16 protein-coding genes are annotated in these 15,652 nt (G+C 71.7%); 9 read left to right on the plus strand and 7 right to left on the minus strand.

The features are described from left to right. On the minus strand, window positions 1-370 hold a 370-nt coding region (locus C3492_RS39330; protein WP_146075784.1), incomplete at its 3' end, for an LLM class flavin-dependent oxidoreductase. 188 nt (window positions 371-558) lie between these two features. On the opposite strand from C3492_RS39330, the gene C3492_RS39335 reads away from it, so the two are divergent. Genes C3492_RS39335 through C3492_RS39345 form a run of 3 tightly spaced genes read left to right on the plus strand, consistent with a single transcriptional unit; the run spans window position 559 to window position 2,306 of the window. Continuing rightward, the gene (locus C3492_RS39335; protein ID WP_146075785.1) at window positions 559-1,332 is read left to right on the plus strand and encodes a hypothetical protein; all 774 of its coding nucleotides are present in this window, start codon (window positions 559-561) and stop codon (window positions 1,330-1,332) included. A gap of 5 nt (window positions 1,333-1,337) precedes the next feature. After that, window positions 1,338-2,030 carry a DedA family protein gene (locus tag C3492_RS39340; RefSeq protein ID WP_103817409.1) on the plus strand — a complete coding sequence of 231 codons (693 nt, stop codon included), beginning with the start codon at window positions 1,338-1,340 and terminating at the stop codon, window positions 2,028-2,030. Window positions 2,031-2,033: 3 nt separating this feature from the next. Beyond that, window positions 2,034-2,306 (plus strand): hypothetical protein, encoded by a 273-nt coding sequence (locus tag C3492_RS39345; RefSeq protein ID WP_103817410.1) that lies wholly within the window; start codon window positions 2,034-2,036, stop codon window positions 2,304-2,306. A gap of 380 nt (window positions 2,307-2,686) precedes the next feature. On the opposite strand, the gene C3492_RS39350 is transcribed toward C3492_RS39345, so the two are convergent. Continuing rightward, a complete protein-coding gene (locus C3492_RS39350) occupies window positions 2,687-3,277 on the minus strand; it encodes a TetR/AcrR family transcriptional regulator (protein WP_103817411.1) in 591 nt (196 codons plus the stop codon). Window positions 3,278-3,448: 171 nt separating this feature from the next. On the opposite strand from C3492_RS39350, the gene C3492_RS39355 reads away from it, so the two are divergent. From C3492_RS39355 to C3492_RS39370, 4 genes are all read left to right on the plus strand, one after another. After that, entirely contained in the window at window positions 3,449-4,078 is a 630-nt protein-coding gene (locus tag C3492_RS39355) for an isochorismatase family cysteine hydrolase (RefSeq protein WP_103817412.1), read from the plus strand. Continuing rightward, window positions 4,075-5,652: an aldehyde dehydrogenase (NADP(+)) gene (locus tag C3492_RS39360; RefSeq protein ID WP_103817413.1), complete on the plus strand. Its 1,578-nt coding sequence runs from the start codon at window positions 4,075-4,077 to the stop codon at window positions 5,650-5,652. The genes C3492_RS39355 and C3492_RS39360 overlap by 4 nt, the downstream gene beginning before the upstream one ends. A gap of 90 nt (window positions 5,653-5,742) precedes the next feature. Beyond that, a complete protein-coding gene (locus tag C3492_RS39365) occupies window positions 5,743-6,228 on the plus strand; it encodes a lipocalin-like domain-containing protein (RefSeq protein WP_103817414.1) in 486 nt (161 codons plus the stop codon). A 327-nt stretch (window positions 6,229-6,555) separates the two neighbouring features. Next, window positions 6,556-7,074: an isochorismatase family cysteine hydrolase gene (locus tag C3492_RS39370; RefSeq protein ID WP_308461182.1), complete on the plus strand. Its 519-nt coding sequence runs from the start codon at window positions 6,556-6,558 to the stop codon at window positions 7,072-7,074. A gap of 6 nt (window positions 7,075-7,080) precedes the next feature. On the opposite strand, the gene C3492_RS39375 is transcribed toward C3492_RS39370, so the two are convergent. Further along, entirely contained in the window at window positions 7,081-7,269 is a 189-nt protein-coding gene (locus tag C3492_RS39375) for a hypothetical protein (RefSeq protein WP_258056171.1), read from the minus strand. A 228-nt stretch (window positions 7,270-7,497) separates the two neighbouring features. Between C3492_RS39375 and C3492_RS39380 the strand changes: the two genes are divergently transcribed. Together C3492_RS39380 and C3492_RS39385 are read left to right on the plus strand one after the other, a co-directional pair. Further along, entirely contained in the window at window positions 7,498-8,262 is a 765-nt protein-coding gene (locus tag C3492_RS39380; RefSeq protein ID WP_103817415.1) for an SDR family NAD(P)-dependent oxidoreductase, read from the plus strand. Window positions 8,263-8,580: 318 nt separating this feature from the next. Next, window positions 8,581-9,489 carry a LysR substrate-binding domain-containing protein gene (locus C3492_RS39385; RefSeq protein WP_181140790.1) on the plus strand — a complete coding sequence of 303 codons (909 nt, stop codon included), beginning with the start codon at window positions 8,581-8,583 and terminating at the stop codon, window positions 9,487-9,489. 56 nt (window positions 9,490-9,545) lie between these two features. On the opposite strand, the gene C3492_RS39390 is transcribed toward C3492_RS39385, so the two are convergent. The 4 genes from C3492_RS39390 to C3492_RS39405 form a co-directional block, all read right to left on the minus strand. Continuing rightward, window positions 9,546-10,733, minus strand: coding sequence for a thiolase family protein (locus C3492_RS39390; RefSeq protein ID WP_103817417.1), 1,188 nt, complete (start codon window positions 10,731-10,733; stop codon window positions 9,546-9,548). 47 nt (window positions 10,734-10,780) lie between these two features. After that, window positions 10,781-12,307, minus strand: coding sequence for an MFS transporter (locus tag C3492_RS39395; protein WP_103817418.1), 1,527 nt, complete (start codon window positions 12,305-12,307; stop codon window positions 10,781-10,783). Window positions 12,308-12,570: 263 nt separating this feature from the next. Then, a complete protein-coding gene (locus C3492_RS39400) occupies window positions 12,571-14,187 on the minus strand; it encodes an AMP-binding protein (RefSeq protein WP_219822124.1) in 1,617 nt (538 codons plus the stop codon). Between the two features lie 94 nt (window positions 14,188-14,281). After that, window positions 14,282-15,445: a steroid 3-ketoacyl-CoA thiolase gene (locus tag C3492_RS39405; RefSeq protein WP_103817419.1), complete on the minus strand. Its 1,164-nt coding sequence runs from the start codon at window positions 15,443-15,445 to the stop codon at window positions 14,282-14,284. Window positions 15,446-15,652 lie beyond the last annotated feature (207 nt).

Raw genomic sequence — 15,652 nt, forward strand, 5'->3', positions numbered from 1 at the left:
GGGGGAACGACTCCGTGGCCGACGCACGGCCGAGCACGAGCTGTGCGCGGCCGTGCGACACGGCGTCCAGCGTCGAGAAGTCGTGGTAGAGCCGCACGGGATCGTTGGTGCTGAGCACCGTCACCGACGTTCCCAGGCGGATGCGTTCGGTGGCGGTGGCCACAGCGCCGAGCAGGACGGGGGTGGCGCTGTCGACGTGGCCCGGCCGGTAGTGCTCGCCGATGCTGAACACGTCCAGTCCCGCGGCCTCGGCGCGCTTCGCCTCCTCGACGAGCAGCCGGACGGTCTCGGCGTCGCCGAGTGTCCGGCCGCCGTCCGAGGCGACCTCCCCGAACGAGTTCAAACCTATCTCGAAGGCCGGGGTCGTCATGGTGTCCTCCTCGGGCAGCCTCGCTGCGGCAGTCCACTGTCCACCACATCTATTTGACTCGTCAAGTACCTATGGCGTCGGCCGCATGTCGACTCCGGTGCTCCGCCGGAGAGATCGCGGACATGAACTACTTGCTTGACGGATCAAATAATGCAATGGTTGCCAGGTCAAGTTAGTGAGGTGACCAAGTGGTAACCCACACCACGAAACCGCACGGCTCCACCGATTTGGCGTCCGAGCGCCGGCAGGCACACCGTCCGCGCGACGCCCGGCACGGGCAGGAGACCGTCACCCGCAGGACCCTGAGGCACCTGGCGACCGGGGCCGCGGCGCTCGCACTGCTCCACGCGGCTCTCCTCGGCGTCTCCTCCGCGGCCGACTCCCCGCTGGAACCCGACCGGCTGGACACGGCGCAGACCATGGCTGTCGTCCGCCTCCTCGCTCCCTGGCCGTTGACGGCCCTGGTGCTGTTGTGGCTGGCACACCAGCGGCCGGCGGCCTACGCCCGCGCCGCTCTCGCACTGCTGTCGGCGGGCGCGGCCGGGCTCGCCTACACCAACTGGATGCCTCTCGATCACCTCCCGGCTCGTGAGGGCAGCCTCCTCGGCGACTACCTGGCCATGCCCGGTGCGCTGACGGGGTGGTGCCTGCTGATCGCGCTCGGGGTCATCGGCGCGGTCTCGTCGACCCGAGCGCGTGTCGCCGTCATGACCACGGCGCTGGGCGCCGTCGCGATGTCCGTCCTGACCACGGAGCACATCGGGCTCGCCGTCACGTTCGCCGCGGGGGTGCCGCTGGTGAGCTGGCTCCTCGCGGGACGCCTCTCGCGCCGGGGCACACGGACCCGCGGCCCCGCGGACGCCTGGGAGCCGGAAGGCCGGGCCGAGCCGGTGCGCGGGCGCGCCGGAACCCGGAAGCGCCTACCGGGCGCGGCCTCCGCGGCCCTGCGGCAGGCGGGCTGACGGCCATGCACCCCGACCGTGTGATCGAGGCGGCCGGATGGTGGACGTACGCCGCGGTGTTCGTCCTCACGGCCGGCGAGACCAGCGCCTTCATCGGCCTTCTGGTGCCCGGCGAGACGGCCGTCCTGCTGGCGTCGGCCGTCGCCGGCCGGGGCGAGCTGAACGCCCCCCTTCTCGCGGCCGTCGTGGTCGCGGGCGCCGTCACCGGCGACAACCTCGGCTACGCCCTGGGCCGCAGGTGTGCGCGGCGGCCCGGCCGGCGGCCCCTCAGAGCCCTCGTCGGCCACCGTGACGGACGAGCGCGGGCTTTCCTGGCCCGCCACGGCGGAGCCGCGGTGTTCGCGGGCAAGTTCATCGGGTTCGCGAGGACCTTCCTGCCCTACGCCGCCGGCTCGTCGGGCATGCCCTACCGGCGCTTCCTTCTCTACAGCACCACGGCGTCGCTGGTCTGGGGCACCGGAACGGTACTGCTGGGCTTCTTCGCCGGTGCCGCCGCGACCGGACTGCTGCGCACGGCCGGCGCGGTGGCCGTCGCCGCGGTGGCGGCCGTAACGGTTCCGGCACTCGTCGTCCACGTCGTCGCACGACGCCGGCGCCACCGGCCGGTCACCAGGTCCAGGATCGTGGCGTGCGGCGGACCGCGGCGCCCGCCGGCGCGGGGCGCTGCACGTGAGTTCACCCAGGCACAGGAGAGATGAGTCATGCCCTTCGAGGCTGCGGACTGGGCGGCCTGGCGGGTGGGCCGGCTGCGATCCGCGCCGCCGCTGCCGGCCGTCGATCCCATGGCGGACGGGGGCCGCGCCCTGACCGGTTTCCCCGCCACCGCGGACATGCTCAGCGGCCGGCTGCTCGACGCTGTCGCCCGGGGACGGCAGGTGCTGTCCGCGGCACATGCGAGGAGCTGCTGGCTGACGAGACCAGCGCCGCGGGGGAGGCCCTGGCCGAGCTGGTCGAGGGCCGCCGCCGGTGAGTGAGCGCGGAGCAGCTCGTCGCACGCCACCCGGTGAATGCCGGCGCTGCCTCCGCCCAGTCTGACCGGCGGGGCGTCGGCGCTCCACGGCGGCCGTCAACGAGGACGCGGACTGAGACCGTGTCCCCTGTGGTGAGGTCGGCGCGGTCGTAGGCCTTGTCCGCATGCGGAGGCTGGGGCTTGAAGAACCGTTGGAACCCGACCTGCCCCGGTCCACGGGCTCGGACCTGTGTGTTCGTCCTCTTGATGAGGCCGACGTCGTCTAGCCGGTGCAGCTCGGCCTGGTGCAGCCGGCCCCAGGCACCGGCTCTCGACCAGATCAGGAACCGCCGGTGAGCAGTCGAAACGGGCGATCCCGCAGAGGACCCGGTTCCGGGACACGTATCAGGTGGCCGCATCCGTGTCGTGTGACGTGTGCCGCGACAGCCGGGCGGTGACCGTCTCCAGCAGTTCGTCGGAGAACTCCGGGTCGTCCACGGCCCGGGCCATGAGCACGGCGCCGACGAGGGCGCTCAGGGTGACCATCGCGTCCGCCCGGGCGTCCTCCCTGTCGTCGTCGAGGCCGGCGATCAGGTCCAGGTAGGTGCGGACCTGCTTCTCGTAGGCCTCCTTGACGTCCTGGCCGCCGCGCGCGGCGGCGGCACCGAGGGTGACCAGCGCACAACCGGTGGCCGGTGCGTCCCGGTGCTGCTTGGCGAGGTAGGCCTCGATCAGGCCCGCCCGCGGATCCTCCTCGTTCTTCCGCGCGGACCGCTCCATCTTCGAGGTGCCCTCCGCCAGGGCGAAGGCGGCGGCCTGAGTGATCAGATCGTCCCGCGACCGGAAGTGCTTGTAGAAACCGCCGTGCGTCAGCCCGGCCTCGTTCATGAGCTCGGCGATCCCGGGGCGGGTGACGCCTTCGGCGCGGATCTTGCGTGAGGTGATCCGCAGCACCCGTTCACGGGTCGCCGCCTTCTCCGCCTGCGAGTGGCCCATCAGACCCTGCCTTTCGTGGAGCGACGCGGTGAGAACAACACGTCACTGGATGACGTACATCATACACCTTCCCCCGTCAATACAAGCGTTTGACGTATCCGTTTGACTTTCTGGATGACCTACGTAATCTGAATTCTGGATGTTGCCAATCATCCAGAACGGAGCATCACCGTGACCCGGACCTACGACCCCCGTCGCACGGCCGTCTTGCTGGTCGACCCCTTCAACGACTTCCTCTCCGAGGGGGGCAAGATCTGGCCGCGCCTGGAACCCATCGCGCGGGAGGTGGGGCTGCTGGACCACCTGCGCTCCGTGGTCGCCTCCGCCCGCGAGCACGGCGTCCGCGTCGTGTTCGTCCCGCACCGCCGCTGGGAGCCTGGTGACTACGAGACGTGGGACCACCCCAACCCCACCCAGCTCGGCATCATGGAGCGCCGCAGCTTCGCCCGCGGCACGTGGGGCGGCGCATTCCACCCCGACTTCCAGCCGCAGCCGGGTGAGCCCGTGGTCCAGGAGCACTGGGCACAGAGCGGCTTCGCCAACACCGATCTCGACTTCCAGCTCAAGCAGCACGGCATCACCCACGTGGTGCTCGTCGGTCTGCTGGCGAACACGTGCATCGAGTCCACCGGCCGCTTCGCCATGGAACTCGGCTACCACGTGACGCTGGTGCGCGACGCCACCGCGGCGTTCCTGCCCGAGATGATGCACGCCGCGCACGAGCTGAACGGCCCCACCTACGCCCACGCCATCACCACCACCGACGAGCTCACCACCGCGTTCAAGGGAGCACCCGCATGATCCTCACCGGAGACCTGCTGATCGGAGCGTCCCGGGTGCCCGCGACCGCGGGAACCATGAAGGCGCTCAACCCCGCCACCGGAGAACTCATCGAGCCCGAGTTCGCCTTCGGCGGCGCGGCCGAGGCCGACCGCGCGGTCCGCCTGGCCGACGAGGCGTTCGACAGCTACAGCCACACCGGCCTGGCCGAACGCGCCGCCTTCCTCGAACTCGTCGCGGACAAGCTGGAGGCGGTCAAGGACGAACTCGCCGCACGTCTGGAGCTGGAGACCGGCCTCCCGGCCGCCCAGTTCGAGGGCGAGGCCGTGCGGACCGCCGGCGTGTTCCGCAAGTTCGCCGTCGTCGTCCGCAAGGGCCGCTTCCTCCAGGCGACCATCGACCCCGCGCAGCCCGACCGGCAGCCCGCACCGCGCCTGGACCACCGGCTGCAGAAGGTCGCCCTCGGCCCGGTCGTGGTCTTCGGCGCCAGCAACTTCCCGATCTCCTACTCGGCGGCGGGCGGCGACGTCGCCTCGGCACTGGCGGCCGGCTGCCCCGTCATCGTGAAAGCCCACAACGCGCACCCCGGCGCCTCCGAGATCGAGGGCCGGGTCATCCAGGAGGCCGTCGCCGAGGCCGGTCTGCACGAGGGCGTCTTCTCCCTCGTCCGCGGCGCGGGCAACGAGATCGGTGAGGCGCTGGTGGACCACCCCCTGGTCCGGGCGGTCACCTTCACCGGCTCAGAGATCGGCGGCATGGCCCTGTACCGCCGGGGCCGGAAGCGCCCCGACCCTATCCCGGTCTTCACCGAGATGACCAGCGTCAACCCGACCTTCGTACTGCCCGCCGCCCTGGCGGCACGCGGAGCGGAGATCGGCAACGGCCTGGTCCAGCGGGCCATGTACAACGTCGGGCAGGCCTGCCTGAAGCCGGCCGTCCTCCTCGCCGTCGACGGACCCGGCTTCCGGGAACTGCGGGACGCAGCGGCCGCCGAGGTGGAGAAGGTGGCCGCGCGGACCATGCTCACGCCCGGCATCCACGACGCCTTCACCCGCAACGCGCAGCGCCTCGAGGACGAGGGTGCCACCCGGATCGCCGCGGGAGCGGCCCCGAACGGCGCGTGGGACGGCCAGTCCCAGCTGTACGAAGTCAGCGGCGACCGGTTCCTCGCCGAGCCGGCCCTGCGCGAGGAGGTCTTCGGCCCCGCAATCCTGCTGGTACGGCTGGCCGGACCGGAACAGCTGCCGGAGGTGGCCCGCGCCTTCCGCGGACAGCTCTCGGCCACCCTCCACGCCGACGCCGCCGACCGCACCGAGGCCGAGCAGCTCCTGCCGGTGCTGGAGCGCCGCACGGGACGCATCGTGTTCAACGCCTTCTCGATCCCGCAGGAAGTCACCTACGCCACCACCCACGGCGGTCCGTTCCCGGCCACCTCCGACAGCCGCTTCACCTCCGTCGGCATGGGCGCGATCGAGCGGTTCATACGGCCGGTCACCTACCAGAACTTCCCCGACGAACTTCTCCCGCAGCCGCTGCGGGAGGCCAACCCGCTGAACCTGTGGCGGGTCGTCGACGGCGAACTCACCCAGGACTGAACCGCCCCCACGGCCCCGTCCGCCACCGGACGGGGCCCGTCCCGCCCCGGAACAGGGGGATCGCTCCCCACCAAGGAAAGGAGCCCTTCCGTGACCGCCACCGACCAAGCCGCCGCGGACGACGCACGCGAGGCCCGCGAGGAGGTGCGCCGCAGACTGCTCGGCGCATGGCAGCTCCTGTCGTACACCGCCGAAAGCTCCGACGGAGAGGTCATCCATCCCCTCGGACCCGCTCCGTACGGCCTGATCGTCTACACCCCTGAGGGCTACATGTCCGCCCAGCTGGGGCGCGGCGACCGCCCGCCCCTGGGATCGGCGCGCCTGGAGGACGCGGAGGCTGGCGAACTGGCGCGGGCGGCGGCCGGCTACGTCTCCTACGGCGGGCCGTTCGAGGTCGTGGATCCCACCACCGTCGAGCACCACGTCACCACCAGCCTCTTCCCGAACTGGATCGGGCGGTCCCAGGTCCGCACGGTCCGTTTCGCCGGTTCGTTCCTCCGGCTCGGCCTCGCCACTCCCACGCGGCTGTGGGGTGCGGACCGCACGGCCGAACTCACCTGGCACAGGCTGACCTGACGAGCGCCGGTGAGGGACCCCCGCCCGCCGGCCCCGCGGCGTTGTCCCTCCCGCCGGCAGCCCCCGCGGGATACGGAGGTCGTCACTCACTCATAGGGTGTAGTGGACTTTCACGGCTCGGCGCACCGGTGTGTACGTCGCCTTCACGGCCGCACGGAACACCGAGGGCCGAGGTCGCTCACGCTGCACGACTCATGTACGACCCTGCTCGGACTGCCATGACCGAAACCTACGATCCCCGGCACACGGTGATCTGTCTCGTCGACCCGTACAACGACTTCCTCTCCGAGGGGGGGCAAGGTCTGGCCCGCGGTCAGGCGTGTCGCTGTGGAGGTGGGGCTGCTGGACAACCTCCGGGCCATCGTCGCGGCGGGACGGGAGAGCGACGTCCGCGTCTTCTTCGTGCCCCACCGCCGCTGGCGGGAGGGGGACTACGACGGCTGGGCCTACCCGAACCCCACCCAGCAGGCCGTCCGCACGAAGCACACCTTCGCCGACGGCACGTGGGGCGGTGAGTTCCATCCCGACCTCCAGCCCGCGGACACGGACGTCGTCATCAAGGAGCACTGGGCCCAGAGCGGCTTCGCCAACACCGATCTGGACTTCCAGCTCAAGCAGCACGGCATCACACACGTCGTCCTCATCGGGCTGCTCGCCAACACCTGCATCGAGTCCACCGGCCGATTCGCCATGGAGCTGGGCTACCACGTGACCCTCGTCCGCGACGCCACCGCCGCTTTCACACCCGAGATGATGCACGCTGCCCACGAACTCAACGGGCCCACCTTCGCCCACAGCATCACCACGGCACAGGGCCTCGTGCGGGTCCTGAAGAACAGCAGGTAGCGCGACTCAGCGGGTGAGCGGCGCCGCGTCGAGCAGAACCGCCGCCGGACCGCGGGCGGTCGTGGCGGCGGCGGGGTCACGGTCCATCCGCGCGGCCTGACACGCGCCGTCGTAGAGCAGCTGGAGCTGTCGGGCCAGCTCCTCCGGCTCGGCGTACCCGCACGCGGCGGCCAGTTCGGCGAACAGCTCACGCACCCAGGACCGATAGGCCTCGGCGCCCATATTAGACAGATCTGTCTGCCGCGTGGGGTGCCGACAGGGTGAGACATGTCGCAGTGCGTCGGCTGTGAGTACGGTCACGGCGTGCCGGCGCGGTCCTGGATCGCTTGACGCTCGCCCGGTGCAGGCGCAAGCTTGCTTCGTCAAGCAAATGATTGATCAGTCAAGGACCGGTCCCGGCATCCTGAGACAAGGAGAATCGCGATGGGAATGCTCGACGGGAAGGTAGTGCTCATCACCGGCAGCGCGGGCGGCATGGGGCGCGTCGCGGCACTGATCTTCGCCAGGGAGGGTGCCAAGATCGTCGGGTCGGACCTCAAGGCCGACCTCAACGACGAGACGGTCGGGCTCGTCCGCGGCGCGGGCGGCGAGATGACGGGGATCGCACCGATCGACCTGACCGACCCGGAGCAGGCGCGGCAGTTGGTCGAGGGCTCCGTCAGCGCCTACGGCGGGCTCGATGTGGTGTACAACAACGCGGCCATGCAGCGTTTCGGCCCCATGCCGGAGTTCTCGGTCGAAGACTGGCGGGCGACGGAGGCCGGTGAACTCGACATCCCGTTCTTCGTGTCGAAGTTCGCGTGGCCGCACCTGGTCCGGCGTGGCGGCGGCGTCATCATCAACGTGGCGTCGGAGGCCGGCATGATCGCCGGCTCGAACCCCCCGATGGTCGCGCACACCGCGGCCAACGCTGGCGTCATCGGAATGACGCGGCAGCTCGCGCTCGAAGGGGCACCGCACGGAATACGCGCGGTGGCGATCAGCCCCGGTCCGGTGCTGACCCCGGCCAGCGACCGCGACCTCGGTGACAACCAGGCCCTCCGGGACGCCGTCACCAGCAAGACGCTGCTCAAGCGCTTCGCCAGGCCCGAGGAGATCGTGGAGCTGGCCGCCTTCCTCGCTTCCGACCGGGCGTCGTACATCACGGGTGCCAACTACCCGGTCGACGGTGGTGCGAGCGCCTGGTAGCACCGCCCGCTCACGGTGGTGCCCCCATCCCCGTGGCGGCGCTGCCGGTGTCCCGTACTCCGGCGGCGCCCCGGGGAGTGCGCCGGATCCAGGCTCCGATCGGCCCCGGACCCGCCGTTCTCCTGCGCGCCGCAGCCGCCGATGGACCGAAGACGGCCATTCTCGATTACATCATTGACACTGCAACAACATCGGTCATTCACTTGTCGCAGCAACTACTTGCCGACCGGTGCGCAAAGGCGCCCCGGGGGCTGCGTAGGGCGTGTCGCGGTGCCTGGGGCAGCAGCGCGGCACACGTGTGAAAGGGGAGGGCCGCCTGTGGAACTTCGCCACATCGAGGCGTTCATCGCGGTAGCGGAGGAATTGAGCTTCCGGCGCGCCGCCGAGCGGTTGCACATCGCTCAGCCGCCGTTGTCGCAGCAGATCAAGCGGCTGGAGCGCGACGTCGGAGCCGTCCTGCTGCGCCGCACCACCCGCCACGTGGCGCTGACCCCCGCCGGGGAGGCCTTCCTTCACCGGGCGCGGCGCGCGGTGCAGGGAGTGCACGCCGCACGCCGGGCGGCCCAGGAGGTGGTCGACGGCAAGACGGGGGGCGTCCGCCTGGGGTTCGGCGGCGCCGCGTCGCCCGAGGTGCTGATGCTGCTGACCAAGATGTACCGCACCCACCGTCCCGACGTCCGGCTCGACGTGGCCGGCCCGTTGCACGGTACCGAACTGGTCGAGCAGCTCGATCGCGACGAGATCGACGCCGGCCTCCTCCGGCTGCCGGTGCGGGGTTCCCGCATCGCGTTCCGGGAGATCGCCCGGCACGCGATGGCCGTGGCCCTGCCGGCCGAGCACCCCCTCGCGGACCGCCCGAGGGTGGATCTGGCCGAACTGCGCGACGAGCCCGTGATCGGCTACAGGAGCGATCTGGGCGGCACGGTTCCCACTCTGATCCAAGGAGCCTTCCTGCGCCGCGGCATCAGCCCGCACATCGTCCAGCTGGTGTCCGACGTGCACACCCTCCTGGCTCTCGTGGGCGCTGGTGCGGGCATCGGATTCGCCCCGATGTCGGCGGGTCACATCCGGCTGCCCGGCGTCGCCCTGGTTCCGGTGCCCGACATCCCGCCCTTGCCGTTGGCTCTGGCCTGGCGCGCGGACGACACCAATCCGGCACTGCTGTCACTCGTGGACCTGCTGGACGACGTGCAGGCCGGGCTCGCGGACGCTTCCTTGGTGTCGTAGCGCCCTGTCCGTCTCCCGGGCGGCGGCCCGCCCCGGGGCGGATGCCCGGGACCGCTTCACGAAGTGGCGTGGCCGCCGAGCACCAAGGTGCTGTGGTGGTCGAGGAATCCGCCGTTCCCGGAGACGAGCACGACGTCGTGCCGGTCCACCTGGCGTTCTCCCGCCTGGCCGCGGGCCTGGATGACCGCCTCGGCGAGCGGGGTCATCCCCCACATGTAGTACGAGGAGAGCTGGCCGCCTCCGGTGTTCAGCGGCAGCGAGCCCCCCGGTCCCAGCACACCGGGCGTCGACACGAAGGCACCGCCCTCGCCCTTCTCGCAGAAGCCGTAGTCCTCCAGTGTCAGCAGAACGGTGTAGGTGTAGCAGTCGTACAGCTCGACGACGTCGACGTCGTCGACGCCGATGCCCGCCATACCCAGTGCCGCGGGGCCGGACCGGGCGGCTCCGCTCACGAGTCCGAAGGCGTCGTCGCGGCGCCAGCGGTGGCCGGGATGCGCCTGCCCCCAGCCCAGCACCGACACGGGGGGCTGGGCCAGCTCCGCGGCACGCTCGCCCGACGTGACGATCACGGCGGCTCCGCCGTTGGACACCAGGCAGCAGTCGAGCAGGTGGAACGGCTCCACGACGAAGCGGGACGCCTGGTGATCGGCGAGCGTGATGGGTGTGCGCAACTGCGCCAGCGGGTTCATCGCGGCCCAGGCGCGCTGCGCGACCGCGATCGCCCCGAACTGCTCACTGGTGGTCCCGAACTCCCGCATGTGGCGGCGCGCGGCCAGGGCGTACTGCGTGCTCGGGTTGACGAATCCGCTTGCCTCGCGCAAGCCGGCCCAGCCGATCGGCTCGGACCGGGCCGTGTACGCCTCGCCAGTGGTGCGTCCCGGCTGGAGCGGAGCGTCCGCGAACACACAGGCCACGGTTTCCGCCATGCCGGCTTCCACGGCCATGGCCGCGTACTGCACCATCGCGCCCGCCGTGGAACCGAAGGCCTGCATCTGCGTGAGCATCCGCAGATCACGCAGGCCCAGGTCGACCTGGAGACTCAGGTTCACCGCGTTGGTCACCCCTGCCGACACCAGCAGGCCGTCGATGTCCGAGAGGCCGATCCCCGCGTCGGCGGCGGCTCGCCGTACGGCCTCGGCCGCGAACTGCTGCGCGGTCGGCCCGTACACCTTGCCCATCCCGGTGAGGCCGAGGCCGGCGATCGCGGCCCTGCGGTTCGCCGGCTGGTCCACTCTTCTGTCCATCCGTGTCCTCGCCTTGCCTGGTCGTGCCGTATGAGGGTGGGGGTGTGTCATCGCGTTCGGCACCGGTCGGTTTCCGGCGTGCGCCTGGTGTCGAGGGCGGGGTCAAGAAGGGCTTTTCCGCTGCGCCATGACCGGGCGGCACGGACGCGGGCGGGACCCGCTGTCCCGGGCCGGAGGGCGACGAGCAGGGCGCAGAACGAGGTGGCGCCCGCACCGGTCAGGAAGACGACGGTGTACTGGTGGTCACGCGGAACGGCGACCGGCAGGCCGGGGATGTGGTCGCGGGTGAGGAGGGCGACGAGCAAGGCACTGGCGAGTGCGCTGCCCACCGTGCGCGCCACGGAGTTCACGCTGTTGACTATGCCGGTGTCCGCCGGGCTGACGTGCTCGCCGAGCAGTGCGGGCAGCGCGGCGTAACCGAGCAGGACCGCGATGAAGGTGCCCGCGGTCGCGAGGACGACCTGCCACGAGGCCTCGTGGAAGAAGGCGAGCGCCGTGAACGCCACCGTGGACAGGAGCATCGACAGGGCCAGGGTCGCCCTCGCCCCCAGCCGGTGCAGGAGTTCGCCGCCCAGCGGAGCGGTGACGAGACCGGACAACGCACCGGGGAGCAGATAGACGAGGCTGGTGCTGAGCACGGTCGCGCCGAAGCCGTAGCCGGCCGGCTCCCGTGGAGTCTGGACCAGCGCCGTCACCCCGAGAAGGCCGGTGAAGTTCGACAGTCCGAGGACGAGTCCGGCGATGTTGGCGACGACGATCGGTGGCCGGCGGAACATCCCGGGCGCGATGAGCGCATGCGGTGTCGCCCTTTCGAGAAGGAGGAACACGCCGAACATCACCGCGGCTCCGGTCAGACCGGCGACGGTCCCGGGCGAGCGCCAGCCCCACCGGTTTCCCTGGGAGAGGGGAGTGAGCAGCAGGACGAGCGCGACGGCGAGCACCGCTGCCCCGCGCCAGTCGACCCGGCCGTCGGCCTCGGGGCGGCGGGCCGGGACAGCGAGCCAGGCGAGGACGAAGGCTACGGCGGTGAGCCCCGCGGCGAGCCAGAAGACGCGTCGGTAGTCCCCGCCGTGCCGGGTCAGCAGGCCCGTCGCCGCCAGGGCGACGCCGCCGCCGACCGACAGCATGCCGCTGATGCCGGCCATCGCCCGCGCCCCCCGCTCCGCCGGGATCTCGTCCCGGACCAGGGCGACGGCGATCGGGAAGACCCCGTAGCCGGCGCCCTGCAACACCCGGCCGGCCAGCAGGAGGGCGAGGCTGTGGGCGGCGGCGGCGATCAGGGACCCGGCCAGCACGGCCGCGAGCACACCCAGCAGCACCGGGCGCCGGCCGCGCACGTCCGCGAGCCGGCCGAGCACCGGCGTACCGACGGCCGCCGCGAGGAGGTTCGACGTGACGACCCAGCTCGTCGCGTCCGCGCTGGTGCCGAGCGAACGGCCGATGTCGCCGACCACGGGGACGACGAGCGTCTGCAGCGCGGAGAGCAGGAAGGCCGCGAAACACAGGGTCAGGACGAGCCACCGTACGGCGGCAGCGCTTCCGCTCGTGACCGCGCGATGTCGATGGATGGCCATGGTGTCCCTTCGAGAATGGGCGGCGGGACCCGGTGCACCCCGAGGCCGGGCCGTGCCGCCGCCCTGTTGTGCCGTCGCGCCGTCGCGTGGTCGTACTGTCGTGTGGCCGTACTTCCGTGCCTCCGCGGCGCCGTACTGCCGTACTGCGCCTCCGTGGTGCTGCCGTGCCGCCGGCCGCGGTGGCCGGTCGCGTTCGTCAACGGCCGGGCGGTACTCGTCCGGGCGGCGCCCGGCGATCGTGCGCCGCCGGCAGCCACGGTGGGTCAGGTGCGCGGCGGCTGCTCCGACGCCTCGTGCTGGAGGATCGCGCGCAGCTTGTGCTTCGCCACCTTCTCCAAGGTGGAGCGGGGCAGTTCCGCGACGACCCTGACCTCGCGGGGGACCTTGAAGTCCGCCAGGTCCCGGCGGCAGGCGGCGAGCACCCGTGCGACCAGGTCCCCGGGATCGGACAGACCGGGCTCGGCCACCGCGAAGGCGACCGGCACTTCGTCCCGCATCGCGTCCGGGGCGGCGACGACGGCTGCCTCGGCGACCCCCGGGACACGGGTGACGACCCGCTCGATCTCGGACGCGGCGACGTTCTCGCCGGCCACCCGCAGCATGTCCTTGTCCCGGTCGACGAAGCTGACGGAGCCGTCGTCGTTCACCGTCGCCCGGTCCCCGGTGATGAACCATCCCTGCTCGTCGAAGGCGGCCCGGGTGGCCTCCTCGTCGTGCAGGTAGCCGCCGAACAGGGAGATCCCGGGAACGCCGCGGACACGGAGGTGCCCGATCACGCCGATCCCGGCCGGTTCCCCGCGGTCGTCGACCACGGCGACCTCGTACTGCGGTGTGGGGCGGCCCATCGTCCCCGGCCGGTCCGGGACCAGCAGGTCGCCGGCGAGCGGGGCGCCGACCGTCTCGGTCATGCCGTACCAGCCCATGACGGGTATCCGGAAGTGGGCCTGGGTGGGGTGGTGGTTCATGCCGGTGGCCCAGCGTGTGAAGCCGTGCTCGCCGGGCACGTCCCGGGTGGCCAGCGCACGGAGGGCGAAGTAGATCTGGGAGCAGAAGGTACTGCCGTGCTCCAGCGCGACGCCCCAGAAGCGCGAGGCGGAGAACCGTGGCTGGAGGACCACCGTCCCGCCCGCCCACAGGGTGGGCAGGAGGGAGTAAGCCTGTGCGTTGGTGTGGTAGAGCGGCAGGTAGGTCTGGGTGATGTCCGAAGGCCCCAGGCGCACGTGCGCTCCGTTCACCTTCGCGGCCCACAGGGTGTTGGCGTGCGTCCAGACGACCGCCTTGGGCCGGCCGGTGGTCCCCGAGGTGTAGAGGATGACCGCCGGGTCGAGGGCGTCGACCGGCTGGGCGGGGACCGGCTCGCCGTCGAGCAGTGCCGCGAAGCGATCGGCACGGGCGGGCGGGTGGAGGTCCGCTGCCGGTTCGCCGGCGTCGTGGTCGGTGACGTACACCGCCTCGGCGTCCGGGACGGCACGGTTCACGAGCGCGGCCAGGCCGGGCTGGGTCACCACGACCGAGGCCCCCGAGTGGCTGCCGAAGTAGCTCAACTCGTCCTCGGTGGAACGGGTGTTCGTGCAGACGGTCGCCGCACCCAGCCGCGCGCACGCGAACAGGGTGAGGAGGAACTCCGGGCTGTTGTCGAGGTGGATCAGCACCCTGTCGGCCGTCCGGACACCGCTGCGGTGCAAGCCCCCGGCGACCGCCGCGACCTCACGGGCGAACTCCGCGTAGGTCCAGGTGCGTCCGGTGCCCTCCAGCGGCACCCAGACGAGGAACGGGTGGGTGGGCCTGTCGCCCGCCCGCACCTGGAGCAGCCAGTCCATGGTGCGTGCGGTGCCGGCTGCCGGCAGCAGCGAACGCGTGATGTGGGGGGAGTGTCCCATGGTGATCCTTGTCGACTAGACGGTGAGAGGCCGGTGGACCGGCAGCAGGGGACCAGGTCCTCCGGGCGGGGGCCGCTGACGCGCGCGAGCGGACTCAGGGCCGTTCGATGACGGTCGCCGTCGCCTGGGCGCCACCGGCGCACATCACCACCAGGGCGGTCGTTCCGCCGGTGCGTTCGAGCTGGTGCACGGCCGTGCCCACGAGGCGCCCTCCACTGGCGCCCACCGGATGCCCCAGGGCGATGGCTCCGCCGTTGACGTTCACGCGCGCGGGGTCGGCGTCGTAGTGCCGGATCCAGTTGAGCACGACTGCGGCGAACGCCTCGTTCACCTCGATGACGTCGATGTCACCGAGGGTCATGCCCGCGCGGTCGAGAACCCGTGCGGTGGCCGCGATCGGTCCGTTGAGGTGGTAGTACGGATCGTCGCCGATGACGGCCTGGGCGCGGATCCTGGCCCGGGCCGGCAGCGCGTGCCGTGCGGCGGCCGACTCGCTCATCAGCAGCACCGCCGTGGCGCCGTCACTGATCTGGGAGGTGGTGCCCGCCGTGTGCAGGCCGTCCTCCTCAATGGTGCGCAGCGCAGCCAGGGCCTCCAACGATGTGTCGCGCAGGCCCTGGTCACGGGAGACCACGACGGTGTTCCCGGTCGGTCCTCCCTCTGCGTCCAGCTCCGGCACCTCCACCGGGAACACCTCGGACCCGAACCGCTCTTCGCGCCAGGCCTCGGCCGCACGCCGCTGGGACAGCAGGCCCCAGGCGTCGAGATCCCGCCGGAAGAGACCGAAGTCCCGCGCGATGCGGTCCGCACCCACGAACTGGGTGGGCAGGTCGACCGACCAGGATGGCGGACGAGGGTGTCCGGGTCCTGCCTTGATCGAGGAGTGCAGCGGGACGCGGCTCATCACCTCGACTCCGCAGGCGATACCGACGTCCATGGCGTCGGCGGCGATCAGGCCGGCCACGAGGTGCACGGCCTGCTGGGCCGAGCCGCACTGAGTGTGGACGGTGCTGCAGGCCGTGGCCGGGTCCAGGCCGGCGGCCAGCCAGGCGTTGCGCGTGACGTTGCTGGACTGCTCGCCCACCTGGTCCACGCAGCCGCCGATCGCCTGCTCGACGTCACCCGGCGCGATTCCCGACCGGTCGCAGATCTCGGTGAGGGCACGGCCGAGCAGATGCGCCGGGTGCATCCCCGACAGAGCTCCGTTGCGCTTGCCGAACGGCGTGCGTACGGCATCGACGATGACTGGGTTGCCCATGGTTGCCTTTCCGGGAGCACATGTGTGACGTTGCGGTCGTCAGGGGCGTGACCGGGGCGTACGGGTGGGTACGGCGCTGCCGGTGATGCCGTGTGGCGGCGGGCGTGGCCCCTCGGTGCCGTCGGGCGGGTCCCGGTCGCGCTGGGCCGGACCGGGCGGAGGGCCGGGTCCCGCCGGCGGCGCGACGGCGCCCCGAGGTGACCCGCC

Origin of the sequence: Streptomyces sp. Ru62 (assembly GCF_002920615.1) — a bacterium.
Taxonomy (GTDB): Bacteria; Actinomycetota; Actinomycetes; order Streptomycetales; family Streptomycetaceae; genus Streptomyces.